The 19326-nt window shown below is 43.8% G+C and carries 16 protein-coding genes and 1 pseudogene; 10 read left to right on the top strand and 7 right to left on the bottom strand.

Annotated elements, in window-relative coordinates:
* Positions 1-73: 73 nt before the first annotated feature.
* From ACN5NT_RS02785 to ACN5NT_RS02805, 5 genes are all read left to right on the top strand, one after another.
* Positions 74-1801 (top strand): terminase large subunit domain-containing protein, encoded by a 1728-nt coding sequence (locus tag ACN5NT_RS02785; RefSeq protein WP_419174416.1) that lies wholly within the window; start codon positions 74-76, stop codon positions 1799-1801.
* An 11-nt stretch (positions 1802-1812) separates the two neighbouring features.
* Complete coding sequence (locus tag ACN5NT_RS02790) at positions 1813-2802, top strand: phage portal protein (RefSeq protein ID WP_419174417.1); 990 nt, start codon at positions 1813-1815, stop codon at positions 2800-2802.
* A 47-nt stretch (positions 2803-2849) separates the two neighbouring features.
* Positions 2850-3101: an ogr/Delta-like zinc finger family protein gene (locus ACN5NT_RS02795; RefSeq protein WP_419174418.1), complete on the top strand. Its 252-nt coding sequence runs from the start codon at positions 2850-2852 to the stop codon at positions 3099-3101.
* A 3-nt stretch (positions 3102-3104) separates the two neighbouring features.
* Positions 3105-3272 carry a hypothetical protein gene (locus ACN5NT_RS02800; protein WP_419174419.1) on the top strand — a complete coding sequence of 56 codons (168 nt, stop codon included), beginning with the start codon at positions 3105-3107 and terminating at the stop codon, positions 3270-3272.
* 648 nt (positions 3273-3920) lie between these two features.
* On the top strand, positions 3921-5102 hold the full coding sequence (locus ACN5NT_RS02805) for a tyrosine-type recombinase/integrase (RefSeq protein WP_419174420.1): 1182 nt from the start codon (positions 3921-3923) through the stop codon (positions 5100-5102).
* A 301-nt stretch (positions 5103-5403) separates the two neighbouring features.
* Here the strand turns inward: ACN5NT_RS02805 and ACN5NT_RS02810 are convergent, their stop codons facing one another.
* The 3 genes and pseudogenes from ACN5NT_RS02810 to ACN5NT_RS02820 all read right to left on the bottom strand — a co-directional run.
* Positions 5404-6123: an IS3 family transposase gene (locus tag ACN5NT_RS02810; protein ID WP_419174421.1), complete on the bottom strand. Its 720-nt coding sequence runs from the start codon at positions 6121-6123 to the stop codon at positions 5404-5406.
* Positions 6124-6137: 14 nt separating this feature from the next.
* The gene (locus ACN5NT_RS02815; protein ID WP_419174422.1) at positions 6138-6404 is read right to left on the bottom strand and encodes a transposase; all 267 of its coding nucleotides are present in this window, start codon (positions 6402-6404) and stop codon (positions 6138-6140) included.
* Between the two features lie 64 nt (positions 6405-6468).
* A pseudogene (locus ACN5NT_RS02820) lies at positions 6469-6727 on the bottom strand (transposase); the annotation flags it as partial.
* Between the two features lie 308 nt (positions 6728-7035).
* On the opposite strand from ACN5NT_RS02820, the gene ACN5NT_RS02825 reads away from it, so the two are divergent.
* The 5 genes from ACN5NT_RS02825 (at position 7036) to ACN5NT_RS02845 (ending at position 12190) form a co-directional block, all read left to right on the top strand.
* Entirely contained in the window at positions 7036-7743 is a 708-nt protein-coding gene (locus tag ACN5NT_RS02825; RefSeq protein ID WP_419174423.1) for a hypothetical protein, read from the top strand.
* A 179-nt stretch (positions 7744-7922) separates the two neighbouring features.
* The gene (locus tag ACN5NT_RS02830) at positions 7923-8150 is read left to right on the top strand and encodes an AlpA family phage regulatory protein (RefSeq protein WP_419174424.1); all 228 of its coding nucleotides are present in this window, start codon (positions 7923-7925) and stop codon (positions 8148-8150) included.
* A complete protein-coding gene (locus ACN5NT_RS02835) occupies positions 8150-11233 on the top strand; it encodes a DNA primase family protein (protein ID WP_419174425.1) in 3084 nt (1027 codons plus the stop codon). Before ACN5NT_RS02830 ends, ACN5NT_RS02835 begins: the two co-directional genes overlap by 1 nt.
* Positions 11234-11359 carry a hypothetical protein gene (locus ACN5NT_RS02840; RefSeq protein WP_419174426.1) on the top strand — a complete coding sequence of 42 codons (126 nt, stop codon included), beginning with the start codon at positions 11234-11236 and terminating at the stop codon, positions 11357-11359. It begins immediately after the preceding gene.
* 417 nt (positions 11360-11776) lie between these two features.
* On the top strand, positions 11777-12190 hold the full coding sequence (locus ACN5NT_RS02845) for a helix-turn-helix domain-containing protein (RefSeq protein ID WP_419174427.1): 414 nt from the start codon (positions 11777-11779) through the stop codon (positions 12188-12190).
* A gap of 197 nt (positions 12191-12387) precedes the next feature.
* On the opposite strand, the gene ACN5NT_RS02850 is transcribed toward ACN5NT_RS02845, so the two are convergent.
* Genes ACN5NT_RS02850 through ACN5NT_RS02865 form a run of 4 tightly spaced genes read right to left on the bottom strand, consistent with a single transcriptional unit; the run spans position 12388 to position 19211 of the window.
* On the bottom strand, positions 12388-13608 hold the full coding sequence (locus ACN5NT_RS02850; protein WP_419174428.1) for a Wadjet anti-phage system protein JetD domain-containing protein: 1221 nt from the start codon (positions 13606-13608) through the stop codon (positions 12388-12390).
* On the bottom strand, positions 13605-17060 hold the full coding sequence (locus ACN5NT_RS02855; RefSeq protein ID WP_419174429.1) for an ATP-binding protein: 3456 nt from the start codon (positions 17058-17060) through the stop codon (positions 13605-13607). The genes ACN5NT_RS02850 and ACN5NT_RS02855 overlap by 4 nt, the downstream gene beginning before the upstream one ends.
* Positions 17053-17712 (bottom strand): DUF2398 family protein, encoded by a 660-nt coding sequence (locus ACN5NT_RS02860; RefSeq protein ID WP_419174430.1) that lies wholly within the window; start codon positions 17710-17712, stop codon positions 17053-17055. The genes ACN5NT_RS02855 and ACN5NT_RS02860 overlap by 8 nt, the downstream gene beginning before the upstream one ends.
* Positions 17703-19211: a hypothetical protein gene (locus ACN5NT_RS02865; RefSeq protein WP_419174431.1), complete on the bottom strand. Its 1509-nt coding sequence runs from the start codon at positions 19209-19211 to the stop codon at positions 17703-17705. The genes ACN5NT_RS02860 and ACN5NT_RS02865 overlap by 10 nt, the downstream gene beginning before the upstream one ends.
* Positions 19212-19326: the final 115 nt, after the last annotated feature.

Here is a 19326-nt window from a genome sequence, read left to right on the forward strand (position 1 = left end):
TCGGAATTGAATAGGAAAAGGCTGGCGTGAAAGGTTGTTATCCTGGTGACAAATATGAACCAGGAGAACCACTTTGATTCATCCACCGGAAATAATTGAGGCAGCAAAAAAGCTCTATCTCAGGCGCCATAAGCCCAGGGAAATTGCAGAGCTGTTGGGTGTGCCGTTACGCACTGTTTATGAATGGAGAAAACAGGGGCAATGGGATGATTTGATGGTGCATGAAACCATTGAGGAATCATTTACCAGGCGCCTAGCTCTGCTTGCTGAAAAAGAGAATAAAACCAAGCAGGACCTGGATGAGATAAAAACGCTCACCGATTCATTGGTAAGAATTAAAACTATTCAAAATAAAGCCAGTCAGGCTGAAGAAAGGGAACCAGGACAAAGTAGAAAAAAGAAACGTCGAAACAAGAAAAGGAAAAATGATGTTTCGATGTTGAAAGAAAAAGATTTCAAAGAAAAGTTACACAAAAAATATTTTGATTATCAGCATGAATTACGAAAGGCAATAACCAATAGAACCAGGATACTTTTAAAATCCCGGCAAATAGGTGCAACCTGGTATTTTGCCCAGGAGGCATTTGAAGATGCTTCTTTGTATGGTCGAAACAAAATATTCCTTTCAGCGACCAGGGCGCAGGCTGAAGTATTCAGGCGATATATTATTGCAATTGCCAAGCAAGAATTTGATATAGAGCTCACCGGCAACCCTCTCATCTTGCACACCAATAACGGCCCTGCAGAGCTCCACTTTCTGTCGAACAATTCCAAAAGTGCCCAGAGCTATCATGGTGATGTCTACATAGATGAATTTTTCTGGATCCAGAAATTTAATGAGCTCTACAAACTGGCCTCTGCCATGGCCACCCATAGTAAGTGGCGTAAAACCCTTTTCTCCACCCCCTCTGCAGTAACCCATGAGGCATACGACCTGTGGACCGGGGACCGGTACAACCAGCGCTTTAAAAAGAAGCGTGTTGAGTTTCCAGGCTTTAAGCAATTGCAGAGCGGTATTCTCTGCCCTGATAATGCCTGGCGCAAAATCATCACCATTGAGGATGCTATTGCCGGTGGTTGTAACCTGTTCGACCTGGACATTTTAAAGCTGGAATACAGCCCATCAGAGCTGGACAACCTTTTTTATTGCCTGTTTGTAGATGACACCTTTGGTGTTTTCAAGTTTGCGGATCTCGAGGGGTGCGGTGTTGATACGTCCCTCTGGCATGATATTGATTTCAATGCCACCAGGCCGGTGGGTAATCTGCCTGTCTGGGGTGGCTATGACCCATCCAGATCCGGTGATGATGCCAGTTTTGTAATTCTTTTACCGCCCCTGGTCCCAGGTGGAAAGTTCAGGGTAATAAAACGATTCAAATGGGTGAATAAAAGTTTTGTATGGCAGGCCGATGAGATTAAGAAGCTCTGCCAGAAATATAATTTCACCTATATGGGCATCGATGTAACAGGGCCTGGCTTGGGTGTTTTCGATACCGTGAAAACCTTTTACCACCTGGCCACACCTATTCACTATTCTGTCAGCAATAAAACTTTAATGGTTTTAAAGGGCCAAGAAGTTGTTGAAGATGGTCGCATACAGTGGGATGCCCGGGACACCAATATTAACCATGCCTTTTTAACTATCCGAAAAACCACTACACCTGGTGGCCAGATAACCTATGCAGCCAACCGAACAGATACCACCGGCCATGCAGATGCTGCCTGGTCGATCTTACATGCTTTGGCAAATGAACCAATAAGCCACGACCAGCTGCAAAGCTCAAGCGCAGTATTTATGTAACAAGGAAAACAATGGAAAAAGTATTTGAAGAAATAACAGAGAATGATGGCTCAATGGCTTTCACCTTTGGTGATCCTGAACCGGTGCTTGGTGAAAACTTCACGGATGCCCTGGGCGTCTTTTTACTCGATAATGGCAAGTACTATAGCACACCGGTCCCCCTTGCCGGCCTTGCCAGGTTGCGTGGTGCCAATGCATATCACGCCCCAATAATAGAATTTAAAACCAACCAGGTATTGAAAAATATAATTCTGTCAGATGTGGTTTTATATTCTGAAATAATGCCATTTGTAACGGATTATAATACTTTTTTGAATGCTTATTTTCAGAAAATAAAAAATGGGTTTGGTGAGGTGATTTATTTGAGACACTTGCCGGCAATTAATATGCGGAGGATGAAAGAACCGGATAAATATTGCATGGTAAAAACTGACGGTACAATTGTTGAGTTTAAAAAAGGTGAAGTAGCCCATATAAAGAATTATGATGTTGCTCAAACCGTTTATGGTATTCCATCGTACCTGGGCGCCATTCAATCCATGCTACTGAATGAAGATGCCACCATGTTCCGCAGGCGGTACTATTTGAACGGTGCCCATGTGGGCTACATTTTTTACTCTACTGCTGCCAATCTTTCAGACAATGATCAGAACGCCATCCGTGATGCGGTTAAGTCTGCCAAGAAACTTGGCAATTTCAGAAACCTCTTTCTCCATATCCCAAACGCTAAAGAAAAGGATGTCCAGATCATCCCGGTGGGCGATTTCTCCACCAAGGATGAGCTCCAGAAGATAAAGAATATCTCGAGGGATGATATTATTGCGGCCCACCGGATCCCACCGGCATTGGCCAGCATTGTTCCGGCAGAGCGTTCAGGGACCTATGGAGACATTTCCAAGGCTGCAGAAGTGTACCGGGAAAATGAAATTGCCCCACTGCAGAAACAAATCCTACAAATAAATGAATTTCTCAGTAAATCCAGGCATATATCATTTAATTAAGGTGAAAGATAGTGTATAATCGAGTAGTTAGAAAAAAGGGTGAGATTATGCGCGTTTATTGTGATAGATGTAAGAATGTTGCGGTTATACAGTCCAGCTCTCAAGAGTCGGACCTTGTGAAAAAATTATACTGTACTTGCACCAATCCAGTTTGCGGCCACTCCTTTGTAATGGATCTGTCCTTTTCCCATACCATCAGCCCTTCCGCTCTCGATATGCCTGCAGAGCTCCTGGAGAAGATCAAAAAAACAACCAGGCCCCAGCAGCAGGCCCTTTTTGCTTCAGTCGGCTTAACCTAACAAATGAGCTTAGAACTTGAGCTCTCGAGCTCCCCAGGTCGTTTTTTGCAAAAAGTAAAAACGGAATGCCAGCAGGCTATTCAGGCTGAACCAACTACAAAGAAAGGGGAAAACAAGAAAAAGCAAAAAGTAATAATCGGGGAATATTGGGTAATGAAAAAAGTAATGTGACGTAAAATCAGTGGCTTATGGTTTCTGTATTTTGTGAGAAATTAAAGTAATATTCTTACTGTAATATTACTCAATTATTACCTGGTCTTTCTCTCACTCATCATTTTGAAATCACGTTCATTTTATTGCTTTTCCTGTTGAATCATACCTTTTTACCTCGATTTGAGATAGGGGAGGGTGCTGGAAACTGCTTGTGGTGTGCGTGGCGCAGTTGATTGAAAAAAAATGTGAGAATACAATCTATTGAATAGATGCCCTGGTGACAACGTTGTAGTGGTGGCGGTAGCGGATCCCGCTGCCTCTATTGTCTGCCGGGTTGCTCCATTAAAGATACAGATAGCAGCAGGATAGGGTAAACAGTTAGGCTAATTACTTGATTTTGCAATAATAAATGTTGTTCAGTGGTTGTTCGGCAACCCGAAAAAAGATACAATAACGGATACTTACAAAGGAGCACGCAGGTTCGACTCCCGCCGCCTCCACCAGTTTCAAGTCCAGAGAGATCTGGCAAAGTCCAAAACCCCGAAGGCCAGCAAGGCTTTCGGGGTTTTTCTTTTCCAGTAGTGTCCAGGAAAATTCATTGACATCTGACGACATTTGACGGTATTTGTGACGGTATCATTACAGTTAACCATGGGAGATACCGTCATGCCGCTGACAGATACCGCCATTCGTAACGCTAAGCCGAAAGAGAAGCCATACAAATTGACCGATGGCAGAGGATTGTATCTGCTGGTGAACAAATCAGGAAAGTACTTTCGCTGGGATTATAGATTTGCAGGTAAACGAAAAACTCTCGCACTTGGTGTCTATCCCGACATAAGGTTGAAGGAAGTTAGGGAGAAACATGAAGACTTTAGGCGATTGTTGGCGAAAGATATTGACCCGATGGAGTATAAAAAAAAAGTGAAAGCCGAGATTCATGCTGAGGTTACGCACTCCTTTGAATCGGTCTCTCGAGAATGGTTTCTTAAGAACAAGACAGTTTGGACGGAGAAACATGCAAAAACAGTTATTGGTCGTCTAGAGAATAATGTCTTTCCCTGGCTAGGAAATTTGAATGTTGGAGCTATATCTGCCCCAGTACTGCTTGAAACACTGCGGAGAATCGAAGAGCGAGGCGCCAATGAGACTGCACATCGGGTAAAGCAAATCTGTGGGCAGGTATTTAAGTATGCAATTGCTACTGGACGTGCAGAGCGGGATCCCAGTGCAGACTTAAAGGGAGCTTTGTCTCCAACTCGAGCTAAAAGCATGGCGACGATTACTGACCCGAACAAGATTGGTCAGTTGATGAGAGCTATACATGGATATGAAGGCCACCTCATTACCAGGTGTGCTCTGAAGTTGGCACCTCTTCTATTTGTCCGTCCGGGTGAGTTACGACATGCAGAGTGGGATGAGATTGACCTCAAAGGAGCACAATGGAAAATCCCTGCAGAAAAAATGAAGATGAGAAAAGTTCACATCGTACCTCTGTCATCTCAAGCAGTTCATATCTTCCACGAGTTGCAACCACTCACAGGTTCAGAGAAGTTTGCTTTTCCAAGCTTAAGAAGTGGTAGTAGGCCGATGAGCAATAATACCGTCAATGCTGCGCTACGCCGTATGGGGTATAGTAAAGAGGAGTTGACAGGACATGGGTTTAGATCAATGGCTTCGACTTTGCTGCATGAAAATGGATGGAATACGGATGTCATTGAACGACAACTTGCTCATGTAGAGAGTAGCACTGTAAAGAGAGCCTATAATCATGCAGAGCATCTACCTGAGCGTAGGAAAATGATGCAATGGTGGGCTGATTATTTAGATGGTTTGATGATCTGCTAATCTAACCATTTTTATAAGGTGGCCTAGTCGTGCTCAAGAATATATCTTCCTATTACAAACGCCTCTGTAAATAATCCTGTGTAGCTGTCTTTTCAAAGATCTCAGAGAATCTTTCTCTATATTCAATGAAAAACGGTTCAATTCCGAATAGGCATGGCCCATCTCCCAGAATCTTTCTGGATTGTTAGGAGCACAATTTTTTAAGCCGACCAAGTGACCAGACCACAGTTTTTATACCAGCTTGAAAGTTAGTGAATTGCTCAATTCTATGCGGCTATTCTCTCTTTTTCTCTGCATTGCTCTATAGCTCTCGCTGGTGGCACACCAGCGAGAGCCCCATGGGGTCGTTCTGTATTGTCTCGTCGAGCCAGGCTTTAATAACGCTTGTAGCCTCCTGCGCTGAATAAAAATACCATCTGTCCAGACAACCATCTCGAAAGACACCATTAAAGCTTTCATTGTGTCCATTTTGCCAAGGACTTCCTGGGTCGATATACTTAGTCCTGACTCCTGTCTCTTTCAGCCATTGCTGGATTTCTTTAGCGATGAATTCTGGACCATTGTCGCTTTTCACACAGGTCGGGATACCCCACTGCGCAAAGAGCGCTTGCAACACCCTTTTCACTTGCCTGGATGTGATTGATCGGCCTACATGAATTGCCAGCCCATGCCTTGTGTATTCATCTATTACAGCGAGGCATTTTAACCGCCTTCCACAGGCCGTCTGATCAGACACCAGGTCATAACTCCAAACATGATTTGGATATTCTGCCTTGCTCAGCTGAGTCGTGCTTTTACCAAGTAACTGCTTTTTCTTCTTCTTTGTGATTACCTGCAGGCCTTCCTGTTTGCGAATCAAACGAACTTTCTCTCGGCCCACCTGCCAGCCGTTGTCCTGGAGAATTTCGTATATTTTGCGATAACCGAAACGAGGGTATTTAGTAGAGAGCTTGTGGATCTCTGCTCTCAGGTCCCGCTCACGATTCTTATTTGGCGTAAATCTTTTGCTGCTTCTATTCAAGCCAAGAACTCGGCTTACCACTTTTTTGATACGACATCCTTCAGCATTCGATTGTCGAGCGTTAGTTCAGCCACCAGCTTTTTTAGCTCTGCGTTCTCTTTCTCAAGGCCTTTGAGTCTTTTGGCATCGGACACCTCCATTCCGCCAAATTTATTGCGCCAGCGGTAATATGTCTGCTCGGTGATATTGTGCAGTCTGCATACCTCCCGAATATTTCCAACTGCGTCTCCCTCTTTGAGTATCCGAATAATCTGTTCTTCGGAAAATCTTTTTCTCTTCATCTGCTTCCTCCAGTTGATTTGATCGAAAGTCTAACATATCAACTGGTACAAAAGCTAAGGGGCTGGCCACAAGGGCTAAAATCTGATCGTCAAATTCGGTTAAACGAGTCTGCCCCTTTTTGATCAACTGGGGTGAGGAACTACCTTGGCGATCACGTGGGTTGGGGTATCTCGACCTCGCAGTTATGCCCCTTAAGTGCCTTTTGAGAAGTGCTGCTTGCGGCTGTTGCCGGTGCCTCGACCTTCACTGAAATGTTTGGCATAACGAAATATTTCTCCATCTCTCTTCCCAGCGCTGTTTCTACGGTGAGTTTAACGAGTTCAAAGGCAGGTCAAGAACCCTGTGGTTTCGCGATAAGAACCTGAAATAATATTTCTTTTCCATCTTTGAAGTTGATTTGATTTTTAATCAGGCCGTATTAACTATAAAAAGGGTATTAATACTAAGTACGGATGTATGTGTTTGTTTTTGCGGTAAAAAAAATTAAAAACATGGTTGCAACTCTTCGTTCCTGACAGTAGACTTTTTGGTAAGTACTACTCTCACAATTGTGGGGCCCTCTTTGCTAGAGAGTTAAAAGTAGTTATTCGTTGGAAATTTAAACTATTGCGCCCAAAAGGGGTGATTGAGATGACTATTAAGCCATTATTTTACACAATTGAAGATGCAGCGGAAGTGTTAGGTGAAGGTGTTGATTATATTTTGAAATTGGGGGCTTCTGGTCTGATAGATCTTAAGATCATCTTTGATGGTACTGGAGAGATTGAGGCCGATTCTAACAATGATAATGCATTTCCTGAAAAAAATGCTTCTGGAGAAATAGTCTATAAAGAGGAAATAGTATATGAGGGTGAATTGGTAAGAGTCAAATCTCGTGATTTAATGTCCTTATTTGCACAAATGTGCGGGGACGCTAGTTCGATACCGAGACGTGAGATCAGACAATTTTGTGATAAATCCGGATTAGATGTGCGGGTTAGATTTAACAACGAGGGGGAACGGCATGACCTAATTCGGATTAGTATCAATCAATTGCTTGTAGACACTAACACATTATCGTCTATGCAATCGTTTGAAAACTCACTTGAAAATAATGTAATTAAAATGTTGCTTGACTCCGAGGCTAAGTATCGACCAGAAGAGCTTGTAATTGCCCTTAAATCGTGCTTCGAGCTTTACATAAAAAATCCGCCAAAAGGTAAACCAATTGGAGGGCACAGTAATTACATTAAAAAATGGATCAAAAAAAATTTTCCTGATTTAAGCAACAATGCATGTATCAGGATATCTCAGGTAATTAATCCAGATCCCAAAGGGGGAACGCCACCAACAGAATAGTTATAAATTTGAAAAAACCTACATGGCAGTAAGTGTCCACAAAGAATATTGAAAGTTCAACATGCACGCCAGTTGTAGTGCAATCCCACAAACTGATAGCATATCAATGACTGCCATTCAAGTGTACTGTTCCCGCCGAATTCATTTCTTTCTAATAAGATCCAAGGAGGTATTAAGAAATGCGGGAATACAGAACACAAAGCCAATCTCGAACATCAAAGGGTAGGGTTATTAAGCTGCCAGAAGTAATGAGAAAAACTGGTCTATCACGTTCTTCGATTTACGAATATATAAGGCAGAGAAGGTTTCCTGCTCAAATAAAATTAGGAGGCCCTCGAGCGGTAGGTTGGTTGGAACATGAAGTTGATGAGTGTGTAGCCAACTGGGTAAATGAAAGGAGGGTGTAATGCAGAATCCTTCTATCAAACTGAGTGACCAAGATGGGGGTGGCTCTGCATTTTCGAAATCCTTTCATTGTCAGACGGCATTGGTGAAAAGTCCGGTAAAATCAGGGAAGAAGAACCAGGCTAGCCCAGGAAAAGTAACCTTTTCAGCGGTTACATCTGATAAAGGTATCCTCACAAAAATCATCCGTGAAGAAAGTGGCGTTTTAGTTAGAGACTCATCTCAATGTTGCATGGTGGGAGGGGTGGTAGAAACACTGTCCATGACTCAGGATGAGTTTGCGCTTTTTCTTAGGCAGCTCCACAGTGGTCAAGCCATTCTTCATGGTGTTTCTAAGTATGACAGGGCGCGGATTTGTACAAAAGCAGAGTTTGGACGTTTGGCAAATTCTACTTTTGGCAACCTCCCTTTGATCACAAGAACGCGAGATTTTCTCTCTTATCCCAATGGGCCAGGGTTGCTGATGTTGGACCACGATAAGCCAAGAGACAATGCAGTTGCTCAGGAGAGGAAAGCCCTCAGTAATTATACGCCTGAAGAGTTGATTTTCCAGCTAAGTGTCATACACCCAGAGATCGCAGAAGCAGCCTATGTTGCTACCCCCTCAACCTCTTCTTGCATATTTGATAAGCATGGTACTGAGTTGAGGGGTGAGGGGAATGGTTCTCACACCTATATCTTTGTGAAAGAAGGAACTGATATACCAAGGTATTTAAAGGTATGTGGTCAACGGCTCGTTCTCGCTGGTTATGGGAGATGTGAAATATCTCGTTCGGGAACGCTACTTATGCGAACTCTTGTGGATCTTAATGTCGGAAACCCAGAGAGACTTGATTTTTGTGCTGGAGCGGTCTGCGAAGGCGGATTAGTCCAAAAACTTCCAGAACCGGGCATAAAACAGGGGACCTTTCTTGATACGAGATTACTGCCTGACCTTAAAGAGGATGAAAATGAGTTGTATGAAGAAATCATAAGAGACTTAAGGGAACGGGCCAAACCTCGTCAGCGAAAAAACCATGCGATTTATCTAGAAAATGAAATAGACAAGATTGTTGCTAAAACAAAAGTTGACCCAGGAAAAGCAAGGGCGATTGTCCTATCAAGGCAAAACCACATTTTGAAAGGGAGTGATGTGTTGCATTTTGCCTTCAACGGGGGGGCGCCCGTATCCGTGAAACAGGTCTTGGTGAACTGGAGGGATTATGATCGTCAAAGCCTAGCCGACCCGCTTGAACCGGATTATGGCGGTGGAAGTATGACCAAGGCAAAATTCTTTTGGAACAATGGTGTGCCTAGGATCCATTCTTTTGCACACGGGTCAGTTACCTATTCATTCGAGGCACCTTCAGCAGAGGATACAGATTATATCATTCAGAATCTACTGGTGCGCGTCACGGAGGACTGCGGTGCCGCATTCGAGGCAGAATCAATACGCGCACTTGCAGATCTGAAAATAAGAGAAAAGAACCGCTATATCCAGATCCGTAACTTGATAAAATCACGTAACAGCAGTGTGCTTCTTGGAGAGCTTGATAGAGACATTAATCTGGAGACTAAAAAGCGCCCCCAAAGTGCTTCATCACCTTCATCGTTATCATTTTCAAATAATTATCGGTCTGAAGAGCGTACATCGTCAGAGGGCATTTATGAGTTTTCCTGTTCTTTGGTTGAGGCCGATGCAGCTGGTAAAGAAAAATTGGTTCCCCAATCGACAGCTGCAGTATTGATTGCTCAGGAAATAAAGGGGCTATATGCATTTGATAAGGAATGTAGATGTTGGAGGAAGTACGAAGGGTCTCGGTGGCGAGAATGCACTCAATTAGAGTTTGATAATGTTGTTGCCGGCTGGATGTATAAAGGAGCTGGAATCTTGGGCTTTAGCAGTAAATACATGTCAGGAGTCACTGTTCTTCTTGAAAAGGGAGGTCAACTGCACCTGCCGACCTTTGAGGCGAGTAAGATACCTTTTTTGAATGGGGTATTAGATATTGCTACTGGCACATTAGATAACATAAATGATGAGAATGCCTCTACTTGGGTTATGCCATGGGCTTTTGACGAAATGGCGGAATGCCCAAATTTCCAAGAATGGTTGACGGTCGCTGTGGAGTGCGATGAAGAAACAATTCAGCTTTTGCGGGGATGGTTAAATGCGTTGATTATTGGACGCGCAGACCTGCAGGTCTTCTTGCATCTCATTGGGCCAGGAGGAACTGGAAAGAGTACGTTTGGCCGACTGGCCTTTAAATTGGTAGGGGATGAAAATGCGACGACTACCTCATTGAAACAGTTAGAAACGAATCGGTTTGAAACTTCAAGCATTTATGGTAAACGGCTGGTCGCAATAGAAGAGGCTGGAAAATATGGTGGATCGGTAAATGTTTTAAAGGCTATGACCGGCCAGGATCCTCTGCGTCTTGAGAGGAAGAATGTTCAGCAGCAAGGAAGCTTTATTTACACTGGTCAGACTCTAATGATGAGTAATGATCGCCTTGCCACTTCGGATTACACAGGTGGTATTGATCGTCGCCGCATTACGGTCGAGTTCAAGAAGCGGCTTAGCCTTGCTGATAGAGCTCGATGGGCTCAGAGAGGTGGTGAGGATGTCTTGTTGCACCCAGAGGTACCAGGGATAGTGAACTGGGCTTTGGGGTTATCGTATCAGGAAGTGACAGACATATTCAGCAATGTGCCTGTCAGGGTGATGAGGTCGAATCTTGATGCTGCCAGGTACAATAATCCAATCGTTGACTGGATGCTCGAGTGTTTGCTTCCAGCAGAAAATGTAGCAACCCGAGTCGGCGATAAGCGGGAGTATAGGGATGGCAGTGGCGAAGTATTTTATAGATATCAGGGTGAACGACTTTACCCAAATTATCTGGCGTGGTGTAAACGGACCGACCGCAATGCAGTTTCACTTCAAAGGTTTTCTTCACTCCTATTGGATGCTGCTGCAAGTTTTGACATCTCTGTTACAAAGAAAAGGGAGCAGGATGGCGTTAAGGTTTATGGCCTGAGAATCCGTTTAGATAGAGAGCAATCTTGGCTTGAAGATCTCGAAAGTCGACATAGCCTGAAAGGGTAGATGAAGAGTAACTATCTGAAAATGTTTGCCATGCATCAGGTGAATGGCAGTGAAGCTATTTCAAGATCAGGAAATACAACTGTCGACCAGAAGGAGAAGCTCGATTCTGCAATCTGTTTTCAGTAAACCTCTTTAGATGCTGGCTGATAACCTTGTCATTGTATGCATTGTTTCGATCAGAGTTTAATAATGGTCGAGTGCAGCAGGCAGCATCATATGTCTGTCAGGTTGATGTAATCAAAGCGTTAAGCCGCAGTAGCGGTTTCAGTTTACTCAGTTCTGCTCAGCGAGATATGAACTTGTGAGCCGCATTCTCATTACTGATGTTATCCGACTGGATATTAGATGGCCATCTAGCATTCTAGCGAGAAAGCTAAAACCATTATCAATGGTTGTGCCTCTCTGAAAGGATTGAGTGAGGCGGGGCCTGGCCCCTTAATCGTATCCATTTTCCAATATTGAAGTTTTTGGTTTTTGGAAATTGAATACAAAATGTTGTCATAACATGGCAGTGTAAAGCAATTAAACCGAAAGGTTAAATATATGTTTAAGTTTTTTAGAGAAATGTTGGCAAGTGATAGAAATGATGGGCAGATAGAAAAATGCTCTGAACTGGCTAGTATCAACGACCATAATAATGTTGAGCTTGATAAACCTGAAGATCATGCCCTCTTAAAGAGACTGGTTGAAAATGCTTATTTAGATAATTCTGTATATTCGCAGCAGAATCGTATCTTGCAAGCACTTTATTGGAGACAACCCATTTCGACTACAGAAATGGTGCATGAACTTGATATTCTTGCCCCTGGACGTAGAGTTAGCGAATTGAGAAAGTTAGGTTTGGATATCCGAGCAAAGTGGGTTGGAGAAGTGCCAAAGTATGGCAAAAAAAAGCGTCGAGTGCATCAGTACTATTTCCCTGATGTCGAATGCTTATCTGACTGTTACTTGAAGTAAATTCACGAATAATTCACCTGGGGGCCCGTTGTCGACAGCAACGGGTCACTATTTTTATATGGGGAGAAATAAAATTTCGGAAAAGAGGTTGTAGTGTAGGCATCTTATTGGGGACATAAGTTGAGTCCCTCTTGCTGCAGTATGATACATCTAAACGGGTATGAAAGGGGTATGTTATTTCAGCGATATCACCTGGTTCATGACTCTGGCCCCCAACTCTCCTGCTCCATCCAGCCGTGTTTTAACGTGAAGGTAAGCTCATCTTTAAAAGGAAATTGTGTCTGACTGCTAAGAATTGCCTCAGCACTGCTCTTTTGTTTTTGAGACAAGGGGCGCAAGTGTGTTTTGTGGCGGTGAAGTGTCTCAATGCCACAGCGGTATAGCGTTAGGGGGTGTATTAAATGGAGTATAGATGCGATGCGAAATCCATTGGGGTCAGTATCACCCCAGTGATAACAGGCTGAAGCATGTGGGGCGAGCAGTTCGTATATTTTTTGCACACCGCTTCCGGGAAATCCACTGCTAAAAAGTACTGCGTCACCTGATTTTTGTCGGATTAGTTGACTAAAAGGAGCTTCGTTCTCGCAGCAGATAAGTGCTGGTGGATTAGCTTCTCGCCCTTTCCACTGTATTGTTTCAATATTCTGGAGGTTGGCCCAGCTTATTGTTGCAGGTTCACCTAGCTCATACAACTTGTGTATCCAGTCGAATTCCTCTCCATTTTTTGTGTAAACAATAGGTCCATAAATTACAGCGTTTACTGTGATTCTATCATGGTAAACATGGTAGGTTGCCCATATTTGCTCCTCATTGTCACTTATATCAAGGTCAGGGCAATACACGTTGAGCCAGCGAAGAAGGACATTACGGAACTCACCTTGCCTGAGTTTTTTGCTGTCGGAGAAAAAACGTGCACCTAACTCAGAAATAGTTATTGGGTCATTATTTTTTAACAGATAATTCAGAGCATTTGTGGCTTGAAAGCAGAGTCCTGTTGCTTCCTTCTCAGAGGTGTTTGCTGCAATGCGCTCAATATCCTCAGGTGATTCGGCAAGCTGCTTTGTCAGTTTTTCAAGCCCAGGAAATGCCAGTTGGAGACGTGCTAGAAGTTTTTTTGTGGCATCCTTAATTTCTAGTTTATCGGCAGGTTTCAGTCTGCGGCCAAGACATGCACCTATCTTCTCAACCCACTCTGCTTCCTGTATGTTTTTGAGCAACGTGTCAAAGTTTACCCGAACTTCATTTTTTGTATTTATCTGAATAGGGTCTATTCCAAAGTAATTATGGAGCTGTTGCAACTCCTGATGACTGAGTGAGCTGCCGACTTTTATAACCCCGCTCAGCATTCCCCTTTGTTCATATCGGCGGGCAACTTTGGTGAGGACCATTATAAGGAAATCAGAGGTTGCTGGTATCATAACTCCTCACCGAAACCGACCTCTACTTTTGAGGGCTGCGGATCAAGTAGACTCATTTGCGTATTTGAAGGGTTTTTCCAGTGAAATGGGAAGAGGTGCACGTCATAATTAGTGTCCTTCTTAACAAGTATTGTGGTCGAATTGCGAACCTCCCGACGTACACCATCTTGGTCTGGTGAGGCTATGAAGAGTTGCAATTGAAGATCTGTGGCAAAGCCTAAAATCTGATCACGTCTCCCTGCATCAATACCATAAAATGCTTCATCAAAAAGTAGAGTATGCAACCGTATTTTTTTTCCTCTATACATAAAATGGGCAATGGTCAAAATAAGCAAATAGTTTGGAACAGCTTGTTCACCGCCTGAACCAAGGCTCTTGTTTCGGCGGTCAATAACCTTGCCTTCATCACCAATATTTGAAACCACCATTTCATATCTATACCAATTGCGGTAATCCAATTCATCGGGGATAGCACCGGATTCGGTGGCAATGATTGCGTCACGATGATCTTCAAAGAAGGCTGCCAGTTCTTGCTCGCCTGCCGGATCGAATGGGTTGGTATTTCTGATAATATTAATTAATTGCTTAAATTCATCAAGTGGGCGAATTTTAAAGCTGTACTGCTGGCCACCGAACGAACGGCTGCGAAGCAGATTGTTGATCTTGCGTACCATATCTTCCATTTCACCGACATGACCTCGCAGATACTGCATGAGATCAGTCATGATGATTTTTTTGAATAATTCGCGTGTTCGATCATTGATAACTCCCTGCTGCTCATTCAGGGCATCGGTTTGTTGAATAATAATTGCTGCAATAGCTTCTTGGCGATAGTTATAGAGCTGGCTCTTCTCTTCATCATAGGTGAAGCGGAAAGCCCCACCAAATTCAGGATCATTCACTTGCACCTTGAGATTATTGATACCTGTTCCTAAATCAACCCGACAGCTTTCAATCTCTTTTTGGATTGCCTCCCGTCTTTTGAATTGTTGTCCCTTTTTAGTCTTGAGTATGTAATGGGCTGCATCTGTTCCAGGTTCCAGAGTTTCTCGCAACCTTTGTTCCACAGCCTCTTTAAGCTCGGTCAGAGAAATGCGCTCTTTACGGATGGAAGCAATAGATTGCTCAAGTTGACTTATCTCACGTCGATCACCACCAATACTACCTTTAAGCTCATCACTTTGCTCCAGAACAGTATCACGCTGGTTTTTAATTTTTTTGATTCGTTTCTCGAGGTTGGCGAGCCCTTTTTTGGCGATAAGCTCACCCAACTCGTGAAGCTGTACCTCAAGAGCGGTGACCTCATTTTTTAATTTGAGTTCGAGATTATGATGAGTGTCATAGTGCTGTTGGGTGGTTGTAAATACATGTGCCGCTTCCTGACAGCCTTGAATATTAGTTCTGATTTCAGCTGATTTAACGATGATATATTTTTTAAAGGTGCTGACATTGTTGAGATTGTGCTCCACAATCTGATGCTCTTTCTGAATATCTTTCTTTTCTTGGCCAAGTTGTTGCAACTCTTTGTGGAGAGAACGTATCTCGGCGGCCAAGGCTTTTTTGCGGCTGTCACATCCGATAAGGCGGGCTGGCGCACCGTGTAGTCTGCGTTCATGGCCACGAAATGCAAGGATTGGTTTGCCTTCAATCATGCTAACTTCTGGTTGCCAGCCGCTGCTTTCCATCTCCATGGCCAGAGCCAGCAGGCTAGATGGGTCTGACTCTTTGAGGTCAAATACCTGACGCATCCAGTCAGAAATCTCTGTATTGTCATGTTTGTCAGAACAGATTCGTAGCCCTGGGTAGTTGGTGCAAAGCTCTCGTGCTTTTTCGTATTCAGCTTTGCGAAGAAGCTGGGTGGCAAGTATCTCTTCTCCGATACATTCCTCAATATATTGGCGCACCTGTAACTTCACCGAGGGTGCCCATTCCAGCCCTTGGAAAAGTGGCCGGGGAGTAAGCATTGCATTTCGCATAGCTCGTTCGAAGTTTTCATAGCCTGCCAACTGCGGTACTATTTCACTTCGTTCCTCAAGCCGCTCTACTGTCTCTTGTTTTAGAGCAATTTTTTTATCGAGGAGCTTTATCTGGTGGTCAAGGAGAGTTCTTTCCTCAACACCAATTTGGATTTCGTGATCACAATGTTCGACAATTTGCTGCGGTGCCGGCTCTGTAATATCTGAAAAGCTGTCCAGCCTGCTCAGTGTGTCAATCTCAGCCTGAAACTCTGTTATGGGAAATGGTATCGAGGTTGCACAACGGGCAAGCTCTGGCAGAAAGGTGTTCAGCTTCTTTTTCAAATTTTCCTGTATTTTGTCTCGTTCTTTTTCATTTTTTTTAAGCTCTCGGTGTATTTTGCTGCTCTCTGCTTGATCAATTTGTAATTGTGTTTTTTTTCGTGAAAATTCATCCTGACAGCTTTTCTCCTGCCGGACAAGTCCTGAGCTGTCTTTGGATTGCAGGTTATGCAGCCGTTCGTCAAGTTCTCTGCTTTTTTCCTCAAGGACAGTAAGAGTAGCTTGAGCGTTATTTATTTTCTCGTATTTATCCTCCAGATTGGTGTGACATTTTCGCTCTTCTGCCTCTTTTTTCTGAAGCGTGAAGTGGTGGAGCAGCCATTTGTATCGCAATATCCCCTGACGTGACTCGGCAATGTCAATGAGTTTACCATTGAGTCCAGAGAGCCAACCAAGCTTACGTTCCAGATCATCGAGCAATGTTTGCGATTCATCAAGACTGCGAAGCGACTCAATGATCTGTTCAAACAAAGATGTACGAGGTTCCGGCAGCAACGACTTGAATAGTTGATGGTAGTCAGCCGCACCCGCTGATATTTCTCTGTAAGATTTTCCCATAGATAAAAAACGGCAAATGTCGTGATAGCTTTCCTCACCACCAAACAATCTGTCACCGAGGTCTTTTTGGTATGCTGCTTTATTCGTATAGAGACCGCGGCTGCTGTCTAACCGTTGCTTAAATTCCTGGCGGGATGATGGTCGTATTTGTCCGTCTTCTTCTGTGGTAAACGGCAGATCCTCAAGGATACATTCTTTAATGAATCCCCAGAATCCTATCTTTTCATCGAGTGCTGTTGCAGAAAGTCCCATGCCAATTGAAAGCAGCTTGCCATTACGCCCGACAATTTCCAGGGCCACATAGGTAATGGCGCCTCCCGCGTTCATGATGCCGGTATCAAGGTTGTATCTAAGCACAATGCCTTGAACGCGACGCCCATCACGTTTTGTACCGCTTAGCCTGGCTGCAGAGTTCCACTCCATCCCTTTACCGGCTGTGAGCACGTAATGAACAGCATCGAGGATTGTGGTCTTGCCGCACCCGTTATCGCCGAGTAGAAAGAGGTGACCTCCGTCTTCAAGTTCGACGGTTTCATCAACGAAGTTATGAAAATTGATCAGTCTGATTCTTTTAATGGGATATACCTTATCAGACATCTTTTACCTCGATCGAATGCATCATTTCTGGGATAGTGCGTGATAATGCCGCACCATTGTAGTGGTACAGGGCTGGCATTGCTTCGAATATCAGTTCTGCTGTAGTGGCCTGGAGATCTTCTGGTGGTTTGATCTTTGTTAAAAAGCGGTGCTTTTCAAGCTCGGGCATAACCGACTTCCAGATTTTATCGCGCACCTTATCTTGAGAATAATCCTCATGCTTGTCGGGAAATATCTCAACAAAACGTTTCTGGCTGTAATCAAGCAGATCACCAAAGTGAAAGCGTAGGTTCTGTTTGTCCTCAACTGTCATGCCGTTTTCTTCAAGCTGTTGCTCAAAAAATTCCAGTAGTATCATGAAAGCCAGACAATCATCTCGTTTTGAAAAGCTAAACAGTGATCTGTTAGCAGGTGTGATAGCAGTATTATGCCACTCTGCCTTATAGACCCGCGCGCACTTTGAGTCGATGAGGAGCGCCCAGCCATAAAACAGTTTGAAAAATTCTACAAAATCAGCACGATGACGTCTGAGGTAAAGAAAACTGTCGTGATCGTCTACAGCGTAAAAATAAGGGCTTTCAATCAGAATATTGAGGACTTTTTGAACTCTATCCCCATGTCGTTTTAACAGATTGGTAAGGGCTATTTCCATGGTTTTTCCGATGAAGTAGGGAGGGGGGAAACTACCATTTCTGGACAACACAGACTCTGTTCGGCCATGGAGAGCAGTATGCGTTGATCTTCCGGGTTAAGCGCAAATTCCAGTCGAGCCAGCCTCTTGCCATCGGCGAGCAGACCGGCTCGTGCAAGTTCGATCACGCGAATGAAATCTTCAAAGCAGTCGAAATCTGCCGCAGATAAAATTCTTCTATTGTCATCGTCAACGGGAATCTTCTGCTGAATCCATTCAAGAAGCATTTTGAGTCGTGTTTCATCCATGGACGCTACAGGTTTACCTGTGGTTTTTTTTCTGCTCAAATATTGTTTTGGGAAGCTGGTTTTTCCAGCCATGCGTTTTCTTGGTTCGGGTGGCTCGGCTTTTTCAATATTATCCCAATAGTTGGGGTCAAAGCTGTTTTGCGGCTGGGAAAGAAGTTCGGTTATAAACTCTAGGGTGCAGTCGTTTTCTGGAAGCCTGGCAAGCTCTTCTATCCTATAGCGAATATCCTGAAGCCGGTTGTTCTTTCGCTCTAGTTCCCGAAGGTGGCTTCGTAGTTTCTGCCAGACGTGCATTGAAGAGTTGTTAATCCGCTGAAGCAGCCGCTCTAACCCTCCTTGCTCCTTAAAAAACAACAGTAGATTCTCAGGGATGCTTGAAATATTGATATTTCTTCTGGATTGAAGGAGGTTTGGTGTGCGAAGTCTCTCAGCCTCCATTATCTGATGGCACTCCATTATCTTGTTGGCATTTTGCCCTTTTAGAAGTCTCTCAAGAAATGGTACTATCTCTACACGCAGGCTGTAAGTTTGCTTCAGAAAGGTCTCAACATACGAATCAATCTCTAGAATGAGTTTACGCACCTCTTCAATTTGGTAATGCTGTATTAGAAAAAAGAGTAAACGACCGTTAAAGTCAGCAAGGCTTGCACTGATCTCCTGGCACAGATCTCCAGCTTTGAAAAGTTGAAATAAGACGCGGCGGGCAGTATCTTCCTGCTCTTCTCCTCCACTTTTGAACGAATGCAGAAGTCTCAGCAGTTCACCAAGGCAGCCCCGTGTTTCGCCAAGCAGATCGCGTGTATCATTTCCACGGCTCTGCATATCATCAAGACAACGCTGCTCAAGCCATTCCAGGAAATGGATTGCCTCACTTTTCAGCCTGTAGCGAAATTTACGTTTCCGATTATCGCGATACCCACGAAGTCGCTGCTTTTCTATGCGGAAATCGACCAAGTCCCATAGGGCTAACTGACGTATATCCGATCGGAATTGATCTTGGCTGTAATTCTGGTCGAGCGTTATTTGGGCAGGGTGTACACCATTGTAAATATCATCGTAGAGCGGTTCTAATTCATAATCTCGCTTAAAGAGCAGAATACGGTATAAAATGTTCAGATAAAATGCAGCTCGCTCTGAAGTCAGCAGGGAGCCAGTATGAACGTTTCTCTTGGCAAGGAGCGCAGTTGAACCATGTTGATGAAAATAGTCCAAACTTTCATTGCTAAAGAGGTCCTGGATATTGTGTTGGTTATTGACTGTTTCCATAAATGTGTGAAGTACTACATTGTTCCAGAGTAACAGTTTGATGTTACAACTATTATTTTCA

Source organism: Desulfosediminicola sp. (genome assembly GCF_048381775.1).
Taxonomy (GTDB): Bacteria; Desulfobacterota; Desulfobulbia; order Desulfobulbales; family Desulfocapsaceae; genus Desulfopila; species Desulfopila ganghwensis.

Coding starts and splice junctions, on each gene's coding strand:
- ACN5NT_RS02790 (WP_419174417.1), top strand. CDS start 1,813: ATGGAAAAAGTATTTGAAGAAATAACAGAGAATGATGGCTCAATGGCT.
- ACN5NT_RS02795 (WP_419174418.1), top strand. CDS start 2,850: ATGCGCGTTTATTGTGATAGATGTAAGAATGTTGCGGTTATACAGTCC.
- ACN5NT_RS02800 (WP_419174419.1), top strand. CDS start 3,105: ATGAGCTTAGAACTTGAGCTCTCGAGCTCCCCAGGTCGTTTTTTGCAA.
- ACN5NT_RS02805 (WP_419174420.1), top strand. CDS start 3,921: ATGCCGCTGACAGATACCGCCATTCGTAACGCTAAGCCGAAAGAGAAG.
- ACN5NT_RS02815 (WP_419174422.1), bottom strand. CDS start 6,404: ATGAAGAGAAAAAGATTTTCCGAAGAACAGATTATTCGGATACTCAAA.
- ACN5NT_RS02825 (WP_419174423.1), top strand. CDS start 7,036: ATGACTATTAAGCCATTATTTTACACAATTGAAGATGCAGCGGAAGTG.
- ACN5NT_RS02830 (WP_419174424.1), top strand. CDS start 7,923: ATGCGGGAATACAGAACACAAAGCCAATCTCGAACATCAAAGGGTAGG.
- ACN5NT_RS02835 (WP_419174425.1), top strand. CDS start 8,150: ATGCAGAATCCTTCTATCAAACTGAGTGACCAAGATGGGGGTGGCTCT.
- ACN5NT_RS02840 (WP_419174426.1), top strand. CDS start 11,234: ATGAAGAGTAACTATCTGAAAATGTTTGCCATGCATCAGGTGAATGGC.
- ACN5NT_RS02845 (WP_419174427.1), top strand. CDS start 11,777: ATGTTTAAGTTTTTTAGAGAAATGTTGGCAAGTGATAGAAATGATGGG.
- ACN5NT_RS02850 (WP_419174428.1), bottom strand. CDS start 13,608: ATGATACCAGCAACCTCTGATTTCCTTATAATGGTCCTCACCAAAGTT.
- ACN5NT_RS02855 (WP_419174429.1), bottom strand. CDS start 17,060: ATGTCTGATAAGGTATATCCCATTAAAAGAATCAGACTGATCAATTTT.
- ACN5NT_RS02860 (WP_419174430.1), bottom strand. CDS start 17,712: ATGGAAATAGCCCTTACCAATCTGTTAAAACGACATGGGGATAGAGTT.